The sequence below is a fragment of the Cupriavidus sp. UGS-1 genome, from assembly GCF_021213615.1.
Classification (GTDB): Bacteria; Pseudomonadota; Gammaproteobacteria; order Burkholderiales; family Burkholderiaceae; genus Cupriavidus.
In genome coordinates, this window is the sequence record NZ_JAJQJF010000003.1 from 127,986 (window position 1) to 143,860 (window position 15,875).

Consider the following 15,875-nt stretch of genomic DNA (forward strand, 5'->3'; position numbering starts at 1 on the left):
CGGGGACGACGGAAGGGGATGCAGGCGAGAGCGATAAGCGCCGTGTATCGATCGATGCCGATTGGATATTGGACGCCCTGCGTACGCCTTCACTACGCTTGCCCCATTCGCAGCCCCAGGAGACCACCGGTGAAAGGCGCACTGGCACATATCAAGGTTCTCGACTTGACCCGCATCCTGGCCGGCCCGTGGGCAACGCAGAATCTGGCCGACATGGGCGCCGAAGTCATCAAGGTCGAACGTCCGCGCGTCGGCGACGATACCCGAGCCTGGGGCCCGCCGTTCCTGAAGGACGCGCAGGGCCGCGAAACCGCCGATTCCTCCTACTTCCTCAGCGCCAATCGCGGCAAGAAGTCCATCACCGTCGATCTGGCCGCGCCGGAGGGCCAGCAGATCATCCGCGAGCTGGCGCGCGAGGCCGATGTGGTGGTCGAGAACTACAAGGTCGGCACGCTGGCGCGCTACGGCCTCGGCTACGACGATCTGCGCGCGCTCAATCCGCGGCTGGTCTACTGCTCGATCACGGGCTTCGGCCAATCCGGTCCCTATGCCGCGCTGCCGGGCTACGACTTCGTGTTCCAGGGCATGGGCGGATTGATGAGCATCACCGGACTACCTGATGACGAGCCCGGCGGCGGGCCGATCAAGTCGGGCATCGCGATCACGGACCTGCTGACGGGCATGTACGCGAGCACCGCGATCCTGGCAGCGCTCGAGCATCGCAATGTCAGCGGCGAAGGGCAGTACATCGACATGGCGCTGCTCGACTGCGTGGTGACCATCAACTCCTACCAGGCGATCAACTACTTCCTGTCCGGCAAGGTCCCGCAGCGGATGGGCAATGCGCACTCGAACATGGTGCCCTACCAGGTGTTCCGCTGCCGCGAAGGGGACGTCATCGTCGCGGTGGGCAACGACGCGCAATACGCCGCGCTGTGCGAGGTGATCGGCCGCCCGGAGCTGGCGGCCGACCCGCGCTTCACCTCCGCCGGCCAACGCAACCGCAACCGCGAAGCGCTGATCCCGCAGATCGCCGAAGCGATGCTGGCGCGCACGATGACCGAGTGGGTCGAGCGCATGGAAGCGGCCAACGTGCCGTGCGGGCCCATCTACGACATGGAGCAGGTCTTCGAGGACGAGCAGGTGCGCCATCGCGGCATGCAGCTGTCGCTGCCGCATGGGGCGGGCGTGCAGGCGCCGGGACTTGCCAATCCGATCCGGCTGTCGGCCACGCCGATCCAGTACGAGCGCGCCGCACCGACGCTGGGCGAGCATACCGAGACGGTGCTGCGCGACAAGCTCGGCTTCGACAAGGCACGGCTCGATGCATTGCGCGCCAAGGGCGTGATTTGACGCCGGATCGCTGGCCTGCGCACCACGCACGGAATGGAGCCGCCCATGCAGACCATCGCCTCGCTGGAGGAGTTGCGCGCGGCGGTTGGCGCGCCAGCTGCAGTCAGCGGCTATTTCACGCTGGATCAGCGCATCATCGATACGTTCGCCGACCTGACGCACGACCGGCAGTGGATCCATGTCGATCCGGTGCGTGCGGCCGCCGAATCGCCGTACGGTTGCACGATCGCCCATGGGCTGTTGACGCTGTCGATGGTCACCGCGGCCTTCGGGCAGTGCTATCGCTTTCCCAATCGCAAGTTGTCGCTGAACTACGGCTTCGACCGCGTCCGTTTCACCGGAGCGGTGCCGGCGGGCTCGCGGCTACGCGGCAGCTTCGCGCTGCAGCGGGTCGAAGACGTGCGGCCGGGCGAGGTGCGCTGCTTCTGGCAGGTCGAGCTGCAGGTCGAGGGCGCCGACCGGCCGGCGATGGTGGCGACCTGGCTGATGCAGATGCGGTATTGACGCTATTCCACGTGCGAGCCGCGGAAACGACCATGAACAGACCGACCATCGACCGCATCGGAGCCGATCGCAGTGTCCAGTCTTCTCGATAACTTCGTCCTTGCGGAACTGCCGCCCGAGGCCGAGGCCTTCCGTGCCGAAGTCAAGCGCTTTCTTGCCGCGCAACTGCCCGACGCGCCCAACGCGCCCGCCGATCGCCGCGCGCGCTCCTGGATGGGCTTCGACGCGGACTTCAGCCGCCGGCTGGCGGCGCGCGGCTGGGTCGGCATCACGCTGCCGCCGGAATACGGTGGCGCCGGGCTCGATCCGTTTCGCCGCTTCGTGCTGGTGGAGGAACTATTGGCCGCCGGCGCGCCGGTCGCCGCGCATTGGATCGCTGATCGCCAGAGCGGGCCATTGATCCTGCGCTACGGCACCGAGGCGCAGAAACGCCGCTACCTGCCAGCCATCTGCCGGGGCGAGAGCTTCTTCTGCATCGGCATGAGCGAGCCCAACTCGGGCTCGGACCTGGCGAGCGTGCGAAGCCGCTCGAGCCGCACGGGCGATGGATGGGTGTTGAACGGCCGGAAGATCTGGACCACCAATGCCCCGCACTGCCGGTACATGATCGCGCTGGTGCGAACCTCGGGCGTGCCGGAGGACAAGCAGAAGGGGCTGTCGCAGTTCATCGTCGACCTGTCGTTGCCGGGAGTCACCGTGCGGCCGATCGAGGATCTGACCGGCGACGCGCATTTTGCCGAGGTTGTGTTCGACGACGTGCGGCTGGACGGCGATGCGCTGATCGGCAACGAAGGCAGCGGCTGGGAACAGGTCAATGCCGAACTGGCCTTCGAGCGCAGCGGACCGGAACGGATCTATTCGAGCGTGGTGCTGCTGGATCTGTGGGCTGCGCGCCTGCGCCGCGATGGCGCCACGCCGGAACAGCAGGCGCTGTTGGGCCGATTCTGCTCGCAACTGGCCACGCTGCGGCAGATGTCGATCGCGGTGACCGCGAGCCTGGCGGCGGGGGAGAGCCCGGTAGCCGAGGCGGCGTTGGTCAAGGACCTGGGCACGACGCTGGAGCAGCAGATCCCGGCCGCGCTGGAGGCCGTCATCGCAGGCAATCCGCGCACCGTTGCCGATGCCGACCTGTATCGCACCGTCAGCTATCTGAGCCAGATCTCGCCGACTTTCTCGTTGCGCGGCGGCACGCGTGAAATCCTGCGTGGCATGATCGCCCGCAGCCTGGGACTGCGCTAGGCAGGAGGAGGGAAGTGCAAGGGGAGAGCACCATGTTCGTCGAAGCGATCGAATCGATCCTGCAGGATGCCTGCACGCCTGCGGCGGTCCGCGCCGTCGAGGGCGGCGCCGACCCGAGGGGGCTGTGGGCCACGATCGAGGATGCCGGCTTTCTGGAACTGCTCGTGCCCGAGCAGAGCAGCGGTGCGGGCTTGACGCTGTCCGAACTCGCACCCGTGCTGATCGCCATGGGACGCCATCCGCTGCCCGTGCCGCTGGCGCAGTCGGTGGCCGCACGGGCGCTGCTGCGCCGGGCCGGGCTGGGGGTCCCGAACGGAATGATCACGCTGGCCCAGGCCGGCATGCGCGAAGCCGATGGCGGCGTGGTCTGCCCCGTGACGCCATACGGGGCGATCGCGGACCACGTAGTGCTGGGCCTCGACGGCAAGCTGCTGTTGCTCGATGCGGGCGCCGCCAGCCGGGTTGCCACTGGCGTGCACCGCGACCAGGCCGCGACGCTGCGCTGGCCGGCGCAGGCGGTGCCCGAGCCCGTGGCGGCGCCCGACGCCGACGTCGGCGCATGGGGCGCGGCGCTGCATGCCGCGCTGATCGCTGGCGCCGCGCGTCGCGTGTTCGATCTGACGCTGCAGTATTGCAATGACCGGACCCAGTTCGGCCGCGCGATCGGCAAATTCCAGGCCGTACAGCACCAGCTCAGCGTGATGGCCGAACTGGTCGCCGCCTGCCATATCGCCGGGCAGGTCGGGCTCACCGGCGATGGCGATCAGCCGGACGGCATCGCCGCCGCGATTGCGAAGGCTCGTACCAGCGAGGCCGCCGCCACGATCGCCGCCACCGCTCACGCGTTGCACGGCGCGATCGGCATTACCGAGGAATACGATCTGCAGTTGCTGACGCGGCGCCTGCATCAATGGCGCATGGCCCACGGCTCGGAGGCGTTCTGGGAGCCGGTGGTCGGCGCGGCCTGCCTGGCGTCCGCGCATACCGCGGTCGACTTCATTCGCGCGGTGACGGACAGCCGCGCACCTTGACGCGCCGGCTGCCGGCTGCCTGCGCACTGCCGCAGCTCACGCCGTCTCGAACAGCTTCTCGTGCGTGCGCGGCCGGGCCGCATGGTCGGGCAGGGCCCGATACCCCGCCGCGAACACCAGCCGGCCCGCCGACCATGTGTGCGTGACCATCGCTTGCCCGGCCACGTCGGCGACCGCGATCACGTCCGCGCGCAGTCCCGGCGCCAGCCGGCCCCGATCGCGCAACAGGCAGGCGTCCGCGGGATTGGCGGTGACCAGCGCCGCCGCCTCGTTCAGCGGCAATTCGGCCAGGCGTGCCGCGGCAAACGCGGCGGCGATCAGCGTCGATGGCTGGTAGTCCGAACACAGGATGTGGCCGACGCCTGCCTGGATCGCGTCGATCGCGCGCATCGATCCGCTCTGGCTGCGGCCGCGCAGCACGTTCGGCGCACCGAAGATGGCCGGTAGCGCGTGGGCGGCGGCCGCCTGCGCGGTGTCGAGGTTGATCGGAAACTCGCTCATGCGCACGCCGAGGGCCTGCATCGCGGCAATGCGCTGCGGGGAATCGTCGTCATGGCTGGCGGTCGGCACGCCGACTTCGTGCGCGCGGGACAGCAGCCGGCGGACCCGCTCGTGCGCACCGTCGTGCTGCTCGGCCTTCTTCGCGGCGGCGTCCGCCGCTTCCTCGCGGCTCATGCCATGGTTGCCGACCATGTAGGCAAGGTATGCGTCGAGGGTCTTGAACTGGCCCTGTCCCGGCGAATGGTCCATCACCGACAGCAGGTCGACCACGCCCTCGAGCATCAGCATCTCGAGCACCGGCACCGCGGCAGCGTCGGTCACTTCGTAGCGGCAATGGATTCGGTTATCGACCAGGCTGTGGTCGCGATACGCCGCCACGGTGCGCACCAGTTCGGCCGCCGTGTCGTTGTTGCGTACGCCGAACTGGTTATTGGCGAAGGACAGCGCATGGTAGGGCGTCGTGATGCCGGCCGCCGCGTTGCGCCGATCGACCTGTGCCACGGCGAAGTCCATCGGGAACAGCACGTTGGCGCGCGGTTCGACCTCCTTCTCGATCGCGTCGCAGTGGACGTCGATCAGGCCGGGCATCACCGTGTGTCCGCGCAGCGCCACGACGCTGGCCAGCGCGGGCACCGTGGATGGGTCGGGCTCGATGGCGGCGATGCGTCCATCCTCGATCAGCAGCGCGCTGTCTTGCAGTACGCGGTCGGGCAGTACCAGGGTGACGTGCGTCAGGTAAGTGGTGGACATGTCCGGCTCCGTGTCGGTTCAGGCTGGTGCGGGGTAGGGTGCAGGTAGGGTGCGGATAGGGTGCGGATAGGGGCGGCCGCAACGCGCATCACGCGGCCGCGGTCTCCGGCTGCAACGGCAACAAGCGCGTGGCGACCGCATCGCGGACCGCCTCGTCGTGAAAGATGCCGATCAGGCAGCGGCCCTCGGCCAGCGCCTCGCGGATCAGTTCGATCACCACGGTGCGGTTATCGGCGTCTAGCGAGGCGGTGGGCTCGTCCAGCAGCAGGATCGGGTGGCCGCCGATCATCCCGCGCGCGATGTTGACGCGCTGCTGTTCGCCGCCGGAAAACGTCGCCGGCGGCAAGTCCCACAGCCGGCGCGGCAGGTTCAGGCGCTCCAGCAGCGCCGCAGCGCGCTCGCGTGCCACGTTGCGGTCGATGCCCCGCTGCTGCAGCGGCTCGGCCACGACGTCCAGTGCGCCGACACGCGGTATCGCGCGCAGGAACTGGCTGACGTAGCCGATCACGTCGCGGCGCAGCTTCAGCACGCGTTGCTCGGGGGCATCCGTCAGCTCGACCCAGGGCGCGCCTTGCGCACTGGTATCGCGCAGCCGGATGCTGCCTTCGGTGGCCAGATAGTTGCCGTACAGGCATCGCAGCAAGGTGCTCTTGCCGGTGCCGGAACGGCCCGACAGCACCAGGCATTCGCCGCGCGCCGCGTCGAAATCGATCGACTGCAGCACCGGCAGCCGGATGCCGCCCTGGTTGTGCAAGGTAAACATCTTGCCGAGGCCGCGGACTTCGATCAGCGTCCGTGCGTGCTCGCCCTGCCGTGCTTGGTTCATGGTTCAACCCTGCGGAATGGAAGAGACCAGCAGCTGCGTATAGGGATGCTGCGGGTCGTCGAGAATCTGGTCGGTCAGGCCCTGCTCAACCACGCGGCCGCCCTGCATCACCAGCGTGCGGTGGGCCAGCAGCCGGGCGACGGCGAGGTCATGCGTGACCAGGATGGCGGCGAGGTCGAGGTCCGCTACCAGCCGGCGCAGCAGGTCGAGCAGGCGCGCCTGAACCGAGACGTCGAGCGATGCGGTGGGTTCGTCCATGAAGACCAGGCGTGGATGCGTGACCAGGTTGCGGGCGATCTGCAGCCGCTGCTGCATGCCGCCGGAAAAGGCGTGCGGGGTGTCGTCCAGCCGCGCGAGGTCGATCTCCATTTTCTTCAGCCAGGCGCCGGCGATCTCGCGCAGCTCGCCGTAGTGGCGCTGTCCGACTGCCATCAGGCGCTCGGCGATATTGGCGCCGGCACTGACCTGCATGCGCAGGCCGTCGCGCGCGTGCTGATGCACGAAGCCCCAGTCGGTACGGGCCAGCAGACGCAGCCGAGCGCTCGACAGCGAGGCGAGGTCGGTCAGCCCGGATTCGCGCATGTCGTAGCTGACGCTGCCGCGCTGTGCCGGCGCCTGCATCGACAGGGCCTGCAGCAGGGTGCTCTTGCCCGAGCCGGATTCGCCGACGATGCACAGCACTTCGCCGGGATACAGATCGAAGCTGACGTCATGGCAGCCGTGGACGCCGTCCCAGGTCCGCGTCAGCCCGCGCACCGACAGCAAGGGCGTCGCGTTCATCGCGCACCTCCTGCGGCCGGATCGATGGCGGGGTCAGCCTGCGCGGCCTGGCGGTCGGCGCAATACTCGGTATCCGAGCAGACGAACATCCGCGTACCGGCATCGTCGATGATGATCTCGTCCAGATAGCTGTCGGTGGCGCCGCACTGCGCGCAGCAGCTGGACCACTTCTCGACCGTGAACGGATGATCCGCGAAGTCCAGGCTCTTGACCGAGGTGTACGGCGGCACCGCGTAGACGCGCTTCTCGCGGCCCGCGCCGAACAGCATCAGCGCCGGATTGCGGTGCAGCTTCGGGTTGTCGAACTTCGGGATCGGCGAGGGCCGCATCATGTAGCGCTGGTTGACGATGACCGGATAGTCGTAGGTCGTGGCGATATGGCCGTGGCGTGCGATGTCTTCATAAAGCTTGACGTGCATCGCGCCGTATTCGGCCAGCGCATGCATCGTGCGTGTCTCGGTTTCGCTCGGTTCGAGCCAGCGCAGCGGCTCGGGAATCGGCACCTGGAACACCATGGTCTGGCCTTCGCGCAGCGGTGTTTCAGGGATGCGATGGCGGGTCTGGATGATGCTGGCCTCGGCGGTGCGCTCCGTGGTCCGTACGCCGGTCACCCTGCCGAAGAAGCGGCGGATATTGATGGCGTTGGTGGTGTCGTCCGAGCCCTGATCGATGACCTTGAGCACGTCCCGCCGGCCGATGATGGCGGCGGTCACCTGGATGCCGCCGGTGCCCCAGCCATAGGGCAGCGGCATCTCGCGGCTGCCGAATGGAACCTGGTAACCGGGGATCGCCACCGCCTTCAGCAGCGCCCGGCGCAGCATGCGCTTGGTCGATTCGTCGAGGTAGCCGAAGTTGTAGTGCGCGTCCGGCGTGGCCCGTTCCGGGAGAGGTGTTGCGATGGCGGCGGTCATGCGACGCTCTCCTCCTGCGGCTGGCATTTCAGCGCAGCTTCGCTGTCTGCACAGGGCGATGGGGCGGCCGCCGGCGTGTCGGTGTCCGCTTCGCCTGCTTGCCGCTGTGCGCGCAGCCGGCGCAGCAGTTCGAGATTGGTCTGGAAGTCCACGTAGTGGGGCAGCTTCAGATGCTGGACGAAGCCGGAGGCCTCGACATTGTCGCTGTGGTACAGCACGAATTCGATGTCGTTGGCCGGGTTGTCCGCTGCCTCGCCGAGTTCCGCGGCGCGCATCGCCCGATCGACCAGCGCCATCGACATCGCCTTGCGCTCGTTGTAGCCGAATACCAAGCCATAGCCGCGGGTAAAGCAGGGCGCTTCCTCGGCGTTGCCGGCGAAGTCGTTGATCATCTGGCATTCGGTCAGCTCGATCTCGCCGATCGTCACGGCGAAGCCCAGCTCTTCGACGAACAGCTCGACCTCCGCGGCGCCGTAGCGGATCTCCGCCGCGAACGGGTGCGAGTTGCCATATCCGCGTTGGGTCGAATAGCCCATCGACAGCAGGAAGCCTTCGTCGGCCCGCGCGAGGTTCTGCAGCCGCGACGCGCGATCGGCCGGGAAGGTCAGCGGTTCGCGGGTCAGATCGGTCGGCGCGGGATCGCCCGGCGGAATCGGTTCGGCCTCGATCAGCTCGTCGGCCTGCAGCAGGTCGGTCACGCGCGGCATCGGCCGGACGTTGGTGCCCGGGTCCGTGGCCGGTGCGATGGCCGGGCGCGCAGCGCCTTCAGCCTCGAGCGTGAAGTCGAGCAGCCGCTGCGTATAGTCGTAGGTCGGCCCCAGGACCTGGCCGCCGGGTACGTCCTTGAACGTCGACGAAATCCGCCGGCGCAGCCGCATGGCGCCGGTATCGAGCGGCACCGTATAGCCGAAGCGCGCGAGCGTGGTGCGATAGGCCCGCAGCAGGAACACCGCCTCGATCTGGTCGCCCGCCGCCTGCTTCAATGCCAGCGCGGCGAGATGCGGGTCGTAGAGCGAACCCTCGGCCATCACGCGGGAAACGGCGAGCGGCATCTGTTCGCGGATCTGGGCCAGCGTCAGTTCCGGCACCGAGGGATCGCCGCGGCGATACGCGTCGACCATCCGGTACGAATTGAGGATGGCGCGTTCGCCGCCCTTGACTGCGACGTACATGTCAGTCCTCCACCAGTGTGGTGCGCGGTAGCGCGCAAATCCGCGCGCCGGCGGTCAGCAGCAGGTCCACGCCTAGCGGAAAGCCGGCATGGTTCGCTTGCCATTGGTGGCGGAAGTCTTCCGGCAAGCCGCCGACACGCAGCGTGCACGTGGTCTCGATGCCGGGGCCGCGCAGCGTCAGCGTGTCGCCTACGTCGAGCGAAGCGGCCTCGACGATCAGCGTGGCCGAGCGGTCCGGAAATGCGGGATCGCCCTGCGCGCAGCGGTGCAGCGCCGGCACGTCATGGCCGGCCGGTACGCAGACGAACTGCGCGGCCGCGACCTCGTCGACCAGCGGGCAGCCGCAGTGAAAGCGCAGAAAACCGCCGATCGATCCGGCGACGTCGGCCGGCAGCCAGACCGGCGTATCGGGGTCGGCCAGCGTCAGCAGCAGCGCCGTCATCGCCGGCGACAGGCCATCGGGCACGCCGCAATCGGCGCTCAGCGTCTCGATGCGGCCGGGATGCGAGATCGCCTGCAGCGTCGCGCGAAAGACTTGTTGCGCGTCGTCGACAGGATTGTCGAAGCCGGGCAGCAGCGACGCGGTAGTCTGGCCGGACATCGTATGCAAGGTCGGCATGTCAGTCCTCTCCGCGGGCCATCGTGAAGAACTCGACGCGGGTCTGCGCGGCGGTAGCGGCTTCGGTCGCGGCGCGTTCGGCCAGCGCGCGTGCCAGGGGCTCGACCACGATCTGCTGTACGCGGGCATGCCACTCGGGCCGCTGCAGCAGCGCATCGAGGACGGCCGCCTGTTCGGCATGGCGCGGGCAGCGGCCCATTGCATAGGCCACGCCGGCGACCGCTGGCTCTTCGGCGGACGCAGCGCCCGCTTCAGCTTCAAGTACCACCGCGCAGCGCGTGACCGTGATTTCGCCGAGATTGAACTGCGCGCCAGTGCCGCCGGTACGCGCGCGCACCATCGCCATGCCGGATTCCGGCTTGCGCAGCAGCCGGTAGGCCGGCAGCGGTGCCTGCTGGCCCAACAGCCGGTAGGCGCCGTCCAGCGCGTCGGTGTCCGCCAGCGCCAGAATCCGCAGCCATGCGGCCCGGGAAGCGTCGGCGGTATCGCCGATCTGGCCGCTTTCGCCGATCTTGCCTGTCATCGTCATCCCTATACGTCTATACGTTTAGATGTGAGCTGCAACAACACGGCGCTACTAGACCACGGCGGGATGACCGTTTGATGACGAGCCCGGATCGTGATCGGACACCGCGCACGAGGGCATGCGGCTCGGGCACAATCGCACGATGCGATTGCCGCTGAATGACAGCGAACAACGACCAGAGGAATAACAACGATGTCGGAACGAGAAGTCGAACGGGGCTCGGGTGTCGCGGTATGGCGCCAGATCGGGGAAGCGCTGGCCGACGACATCCGCAAGAAGCTGTACGGGCCGGGCGAGCAGCTGCCGCCCGAGTCGGAGCTCGCGATGCGGTTTGCCGTCAATCGTCATACGGTGCGGCGTGCCATGAGCGAGCTCGAGCAGAGCGGCCTGGTGCGGATCGAGCAGGGGCGCGGCACCTTCGTGCAGGAGCATGCGATCGACTACGCGATCGCACGGCGTACCCGTTTCTCGCAGAACCTTGCAGCGCAAGGCATGCGCGGCCATACCGAAGTGGTCGGCAGCCAGGTCAGCCGTCTGCCCGAGGTCGCCCGGCATCTTGGCCTGGCGCGCACGGCGCCGGTGCTGCATGTGCAGATGGTGGGCAAGGCCGAGGGCCGTCCCATCGATGTGGCCGAGCACTATTTCGATTACCAGCGTTTCCCGCAGCTGGCGGACCTGCTGCGCGACCAGCGCTCGATTTCGCGCGCCCTCGCGCAATGCGGCATCGCCGACTACACTCGCAAGTGGTCGCGAATCACGGCGGCGCTGCCCAGCGCGCCGGTGGCGCGGCTGCTGAACCAGCCCAAAACCAGGCCCGTACTGCAGGTCGAGGCGTTGAACGTCGATATCGACGGCGCGCCGGTGCAGTACAGCGTCACGCGGTTTGCCGGCGACTGGGTTCAGCTGACCGTATCGGATAACGACTGAACCGCGGCGCGAGCCGATGGCATGCTGGTCGATTGGTCTAGACATCCGTCTGTCACCTTGCCGCGCTAGCCTGCCGATTGGACAAGCCCACGAACCTGACCATGCCGGCGCATCGATACGCCATATACCTTGCCCCCAACGAGCCGTTCCGGACCTTCGGCCAACACTGGCTCGGCCGCGACGCGGACACAGGTGCCGCGGTGCCCCCGCTTCCGGAAATGGCGGCCCGGCCGGCCGAGTGGGTCGGGGCGCCAGCCCATTACGGCCTGCACGCGACGCTGAAGCCGCCGTTCCGCTTTGCCGGAGGCGCAGCCCCCGCGATGCTGGACGAGGCCATGCGCCAGTTCGCGCGCGGTCGGCGGCCGTTCGAGGTTCCGTTGACACTGCGCGCGCTGCGCGGTTTTGTTGCGTGGTGCCTGGCGGATCGGCACGAGGCCGTGGCACTGATGCATCAGCTTGGCGACGCCAGCGTGCGCGAACTGGACCGGTTCCGCGCGCCGCCGACGCCGGACGAGATCGCGCGGCGCAACCCCGAACGGCTGTCAGTGTTGGAACGGCAAATGCTGCTCGACTGGGGCTATCCCTATCTGTTCGAGACCTTTACCTTCCATATCACGCTGACCGGCATGCTGGACGCGGAGCGGCAGGCCGCGGCGCTGGCCCAGCTGTCGATGGCGGCCGGCGCGCTGCTGGACACTTCGCTTCGCGTGGACAGCGTCAGCGTGTTCGTGCAGCCCGAGCCCGGCGCCGCGTTCGTCGCAGCGCGCCACTACGGCTTCGATGGACAATCTCGCGATGGCGCCGGCGCGGCGTACCTGTCGGCATGAGCGCGGCAAATCATGGCGTGGATGGCGCCGGCCTGTTCTATCTGATGGGCCCATCGGGCAGCGGCAAGGACTCGCTGCTGCGGGCCCTGCACACGAGACACGGCAGCGATGATCGCCTGGTCGTCGCGCATCGCTATATCACGCGTCCGGCGGATGCCAACGAAGCATCGGTCTCCCTGACCATCGAGGAATTCCAGCGCCGCGTCGCGCTGGGCTGCATGGCGATGCACTGGCACAGCCATGGCCTGCACTACGGCATCGGTATCGAGATCGAGCAGTGGCTGGCACGGGGCATCAAGGTCGTCGTCAACGGCTCGCGTGAGTACCTGCCCCAAGCGGTGGCGCGCTATCCGAACCTGAGCGCGCTCCATGTACGGGTATCGCCGGAAGTGCTGTCCGCACGCTTGCGCCAGCGTGGCCGGGAATCGGAGGAGGCGATCGCACGGCGCCTTGCGCGTGCCACCGCTTCGTTCGATGTGCCGGCCGGTTGCCGGCTTGTCGAGATCGACAACAGCGGGGCGCTGCACTCGGCCGCCGAGGCGATGGCAAAGGCGATCGGCATCGCGCCGGCCACGAGGCCGGCCGGCGAAGCCTGCTGATTGTCGAAGCCCGGCACGGCGTCGGTGCCGGGCCCCCTCAGACCAGCACCTTGCGGATCTGCGCCGACAGCACGTCGATCACCGTAACGAACGCGATGATCAGGATCATCACGGCGCAGGTCTGGGCGTACTGGAAGCTGCGAATGATTTCCCACAGCACAGTGCCGATGCCGCCCGCGCCGACGATGCCGACCACCGACGCCGAGCGGACATTCGACTCGAAGCGGTACAGCGCGAACGACAGCCACAGCGGCAGGACCTGCGGGATCACGCCGTAGACGATCTCTTCAAGCCTCCCCGCGCCGGTGGCACGCACGCCTTCGACGGGACGGGGATCGATGGCCTCGACCGCCTCGGCGAACAGCTTGGCCAGCACGCCGGTGGTGTGGATCCAGATCGCCAGCACGCCGGCGAACGGTCCCAGGCCGACGGCAACGATGAACAGCATCGCGAACACCATCTCGTTGATGGCGCGCGAAGCGTCCATCAGGCGCCGCGCCGGCTGGTAGACCCAGGCCGGCACGATATTGGCCGAACACAGCAGGCCCAGCGGCACCGCCACGGCGACCGCCAGCGCGGTGCCCCAGACCGCGATCTGCACGGTCACCACCATTTCGTCGAGATAGTGGCGCCAGTCGCGGAAATCCGGCGGAAAGAAGTCGGCGGCGAACTGCGCCATGTTGCCGGAGTCGCGCAGCAGGTCGAGCGGGCGCATGTCGGCGCCCTGCCAGGAAAGCGCGAGCATCGCGAGCACGATGGCCCAGACGAGCATGGCGGACAGGGAGGCGCGCGGCGGCCGGCCGTTTGCGTTCGGCGCAGGCAGGCCTGGCTTGGCGGTGGCGGTCATCAGGGGAATCCGTAGAAGGGAAAGAGGCAGCAGGGCCGCTGCACGTCGCCGGCCCTGCCGTCAGTCGGAATCATGTGGAACGACTGCGCGGTCACTGCGCGCTGACGGCCTTGTCAAGTTGGGCGAGGCGGCGCGACACGTCGGCCAGCCGCTTTTCCTTGTCGGCGGCGCCCAGCGTGCCGTCCGATTCGATGCGGGCTTTCTCCTTGGCCAGCTCGATCTGCCGGATCGGCACGAGCTGCGCATCGCTGGACGGGCGGAAGCCCTGGTAGGTCAGCGTGGCCAGCACCTGCTTCTCGCGCGTCGCATCGGCGCCCTTGCCGTAGTTGACGAAGAACGTCTGGATCTTCTTCTTCAGATCGGCCGGCAGGTCCTTGCGGTACACCATCGGATCGGCCGGGATCAGCGGCGATTTCCACAGCACGCGCACCTGTTCGTACGGGTCCTTGCCGGTGTTGACGCGATAGCGCCCCAGGTTTTCGGTATTGTTCACCGCGACGTCGACCTGCTTGTTCAGCACCGACAGCAGATTGGCCTCGTGGTTGCCGATGCGCACCGCCTTGAACAGCGTCTTCGGCTCGACCTTGTTCGCCGCCCACAGGTAGTGGCCGGGAACCAGCGTGCCGGACGTCGAGTTCGGATCGCCGGCGCCGTACGACAGCTCCTTGCCGCGCTTGATCACGTCGTCGACCGACTTCAGGTCGCTGTCCTTGCTGACGATCAATAACGACCAGTAGCCCGGGTTGCCGTCCTTGTCGATCACCGAGGCGAACACCTCGCCGTTGGCGCGATCGACCGCCTCCATCGCCGACTTGTTGCCGAACCAGGCGATCTGCACCTTGTTGAAGCGCATGCCTTCGATGATGCCGGCATAGTCCGATGCGAAGAACGGCTTGACCGGCACGCCCAGCGTCTTGCTCAGGTCGTCGATCAGCGGCTGCCAGGCGGTCTTCAGGTTCGACGAGGACTCGGTCGAGATGAAGCCGATGCTCAGCGGCCTGGAATCCTGCGCCAGGGCCGGGGTGGCGACGATGGCCGATGCGATCAGCGCGAAGAAGGTTCTGCGAAGCATGGTGGTCTCCGATGCGGAATTGGGGTGGGGAATGCGGTGCGGCAGCGAGAAGCAGCAGGATCAGGGAGGGTGCTCACGCGGCCGCGAGGTCCATCCTGACGGTGGCCGGTACCAGCGCGCCGTCGACTGGCGTTGCAATCCGGTCGGGCACCAGGTCATGCAGCAGCTCGTCCGCTTCGGTGCCGTAGAGATCGCGCAGCATGCTCTGCGTCAGCGCCTGCGACGGACCGTCGTAGACGACCTTGCCGTGGCGCAGCGCCACCACGCGCGGGCAGTAGCGCATCGCGATGTCGACCTGGTGCAGCGACACCACCACGGCCACCTTGTGCGTGCGATTGATCTGCGTCAGCAGCGACATCACGCGGCGCGACGATTCCGGATCGAGCGAGGCGATCGGCTCGTCGGCCAGGATCACGCGGGCGTTCTGCACCAGCGTCCGCGCGATCGCGGCGCGCTGCTGCTGGCCGCCCGACAACGTCGAAGCACGTTGAAACGCATAGTCGTCTATACCAACTTGCGCGAGCGCATCGAGCCCGGCGCGCAGTTCATCGGCCTTGAAATAGCGAAGCAGGCCACGCCATTTCGGGATGCGGCTCAGCATGCCGATCATCACGTTGGTGATCACCGGCAGACGTCCGACCAGATTGAATTGCTGGAACACGAAGCCGATGTCGGCGCGGGCCTTGCGCACGTCGGCGGCCAACCGGCCATCGCGCTGCACGGCGCGGCCATGTACCAGGATCTCGCCGCTGTCGGCGGCCACGAAGCCCGCCACATGGCGCAGCAGCGTGGACTTGCCGGAGCCGGAGGCCCCCAGCAGCGCCACCATTTCGCCGGGCGCCACCTGCAGCGTCACGTCGTCGAGGGCTTTGCGGTCGGCCCGGAACGACTTGCTGACGCCGCGCACTTCAATTGCATGGGTCATGTCGACTCCCTTGCTGAATGACGGGGGCATTCTGGGGGGAGGTGATGACAGAGCGATGACGGTGCGGGGCCATCCGCTGACGAATGCCGCTATGCCGTATCGGCGGCACTTGGCGTCGCAAATCAGCGGCGGAACAGCCAGATCAGAACAGAAACGATCAGTGAGATCACGATGCAGGTCGTGATCGGGAAATAGAAGCTGAAGCCTTCGCGGACGATATGGATGTCCCCTGGCAGGCGACCGAAGGGAAGACGGGAGAGCCAGGGCCAGGCGAGTCCCGCCGCGAGCAAGGCCAGGCCGGCGATGACGAGAAAGCGCTGCATGGTGAAGAGGGCGTGCGTGCGCGAACAATCGACCAGGCAAGCGTAGAGGAAGGGGAGGGCCGCTGCAAGCGGTGCTCCACCGCGACGGCATAGCGCAGAGGCAATGCAGTCGGTAACGAAGATTCGTAGTTGTCGCAATGTGT

General features: G+C 67.7%; 18 protein-coding genes. 7 read left to right on the forward strand and 11 right to left on the reverse strand.

Annotation, left to right across the window (positions count from 1 at the left end):
* Positions 1 to 129: 129 nt before the first annotated feature.
* The 4 genes from LRR16_RS05515 to LRR16_RS05530 all read left to right on the forward strand — a co-directional run bounded on the left by LRR16_RS05515 (position 130) and on the right by LRR16_RS05530 (position 4,127).
* The gene (locus tag LRR16_RS05515) at positions 130 to 1,353 is read left to right on the forward strand and encodes a CaiB/BaiF CoA-transferase family protein (RefSeq protein WP_006576360.1); all 1,224 of its coding nucleotides are present in this window, start codon (positions 130 to 132) and stop codon (positions 1,351 to 1,353) included.
* 45 nt (positions 1,354 to 1,398) lie between these two features.
* Positions 1,399 to 1,857, forward strand: a complete 459-nt coding sequence (locus LRR16_RS05520; protein ID WP_006576359.1) for a MaoC family dehydratase — start codon at positions 1,399 to 1,401, stop codon at positions 1,855 to 1,857.
* Positions 1,858 to 1,929: 72 nt separating this feature from the next.
* On the forward strand, positions 1,930 to 3,096 hold the full coding sequence (locus LRR16_RS05525) for an acyl-CoA dehydrogenase family protein (RefSeq protein WP_006576358.1): 1,167 nt from the start codon (positions 1,930 to 1,932) through the stop codon (positions 3,094 to 3,096).
* 32 nt (positions 3,097 to 3,128) lie between these two features.
* Positions 3,129 to 4,127: an acyl-CoA dehydrogenase gene (locus LRR16_RS05530; protein ID WP_232205082.1), complete on the forward strand. Its 999-nt coding sequence runs from the start codon at positions 3,129 to 3,131 to the stop codon at positions 4,125 to 4,127.
* 36 nt (positions 4,128 to 4,163) lie between these two features.
* Here the strand turns inward: LRR16_RS05530 and LRR16_RS05535 are convergent, their stop codons facing one another.
* The 7 genes from LRR16_RS05535 to phnG form a co-directional block, all read right to left on the reverse strand.
* Complete coding sequence (locus LRR16_RS05535; protein WP_232205083.1) at positions 4,164 to 5,378, reverse strand: alpha-D-ribose 1-methylphosphonate 5-triphosphate diphosphatase; 1,215 nt, start codon at positions 5,376 to 5,378, stop codon at positions 4,164 to 4,166.
* A gap of 88 nt (positions 5,379 to 5,466) precedes the next feature.
* Positions 5,467 to 6,204, reverse strand: coding sequence for a phosphonate C-P lyase system protein PhnL (gene phnL / locus LRR16_RS05540; RefSeq protein WP_232205084.1), 738 nt, complete (start codon positions 6,202 to 6,204; stop codon positions 5,467 to 5,469).
* Between the two features lie 3 nt (positions 6,205 to 6,207).
* The gene (gene phnK / locus LRR16_RS05545; protein WP_064576585.1) at positions 6,208 to 6,984 is read right to left on the reverse strand and encodes a phosphonate C-P lyase system protein PhnK; all 777 of its coding nucleotides are present in this window, start codon (positions 6,982 to 6,984) and stop codon (positions 6,208 to 6,210) included.
* Complete coding sequence (locus LRR16_RS05550) at positions 6,981 to 7,895, reverse strand: alpha-D-ribose 1-methylphosphonate 5-phosphate C-P-lyase PhnJ (protein WP_232205085.1); 915 nt, start codon at positions 7,893 to 7,895, stop codon at positions 6,981 to 6,983. Before LRR16_RS05550 ends, phnK begins: the two co-directional genes overlap by 4 nt.
* On the reverse strand, positions 7,892 to 9,067 hold the full coding sequence (locus LRR16_RS05555; RefSeq protein WP_232205086.1) for a carbon-phosphorus lyase complex subunit PhnI: 1,176 nt from the start codon (positions 9,065 to 9,067) through the stop codon (positions 7,892 to 7,894). Before LRR16_RS05555 ends, LRR16_RS05550 begins: the two co-directional genes overlap by 4 nt.
* A 1-nt stretch (position 9,068) precedes the next feature.
* Positions 9,069 to 9,686, reverse strand: coding sequence for a phosphonate C-P lyase system protein PhnH (gene phnH, locus LRR16_RS05560; protein ID WP_232205087.1), 618 nt, complete (start codon positions 9,684 to 9,686; stop codon positions 9,069 to 9,071).
* Between the two features lies 1 nt (position 9,687).
* Entirely contained in the window at positions 9,688 to 10,215 is a 528-nt protein-coding gene (gene phnG, locus LRR16_RS05565) for a phosphonate C-P lyase system protein PhnG (RefSeq protein WP_232205089.1), read from the reverse strand.
* Between the two features lie 189 nt (positions 10,216 to 10,404).
* On the opposite strand from phnG, the gene phnF reads away from it, so the two are divergent.
* The 3 genes from phnF to phnN all read left to right on the forward strand — a co-directional run bounded on the left by phnF (position 10,405) and on the right by phnN (position 12,565).
* Complete coding sequence (gene phnF, locus LRR16_RS05570) at positions 10,405 to 11,139, forward strand: phosphonate metabolism transcriptional regulator PhnF (protein ID WP_232205090.1); 735 nt, start codon at positions 10,405 to 10,407, stop codon at positions 11,137 to 11,139.
* Positions 11,140 to 11,234: 95 nt separating this feature from the next.
* The gene (locus tag LRR16_RS05575; protein ID WP_232205277.1) at positions 11,235 to 11,966 is read left to right on the forward strand and encodes a DUF1045 domain-containing protein; all 732 of its coding nucleotides are present in this window, start codon (positions 11,235 to 11,237) and stop codon (positions 11,964 to 11,966) included.
* Positions 11,963 to 12,565, forward strand: a complete 603-nt coding sequence (gene phnN, locus LRR16_RS05580) for a phosphonate metabolism protein/1,5-bisphosphokinase (PRPP-forming) PhnN (RefSeq protein ID WP_232205091.1) — start codon at positions 11,963 to 11,965, stop codon at positions 12,563 to 12,565. Before LRR16_RS05575 ends, phnN begins: the two co-directional genes overlap by 4 nt.
* 37 nt (positions 12,566 to 12,602) lie before the next feature.
* On the opposite strand, the gene phnE is transcribed toward phnN, so the two are convergent.
* From phnE to LRR16_RS05600, 4 genes are all read right to left on the reverse strand, one after another.
* Complete coding sequence (gene phnE / locus LRR16_RS05585; protein WP_232205092.1) at positions 12,603 to 13,412, reverse strand: phosphonate ABC transporter, permease protein PhnE; 810 nt, start codon at positions 13,410 to 13,412, stop codon at positions 12,603 to 12,605.
* Positions 13,413 to 13,503: 91 nt separating this feature from the next.
* Positions 13,504 to 14,484: a phosphonate ABC transporter substrate-binding protein gene (gene phnD, locus LRR16_RS05590; RefSeq protein WP_232205093.1), complete on the reverse strand. Its 981-nt coding sequence runs from the start codon at positions 14,482 to 14,484 to the stop codon at positions 13,504 to 13,506.
* A gap of 73 nt (positions 14,485 to 14,557) precedes the next feature.
* Positions 14,558 to 15,409, reverse strand: a complete 852-nt coding sequence (gene phnC / locus LRR16_RS05595) for a phosphonate ABC transporter ATP-binding protein (RefSeq protein WP_232205098.1) — start codon at positions 15,407 to 15,409, stop codon at positions 14,558 to 14,560.
* Between the two features lie 122 nt (positions 15,410 to 15,531).
* Positions 15,532 to 15,732, reverse strand: coding sequence for a DUF2905 domain-containing protein (locus tag LRR16_RS05600; protein WP_232205099.1), 201 nt, complete (start codon positions 15,730 to 15,732; stop codon positions 15,532 to 15,534).
* Positions 15,733 to 15,875 lie beyond the last annotated feature (143 nt).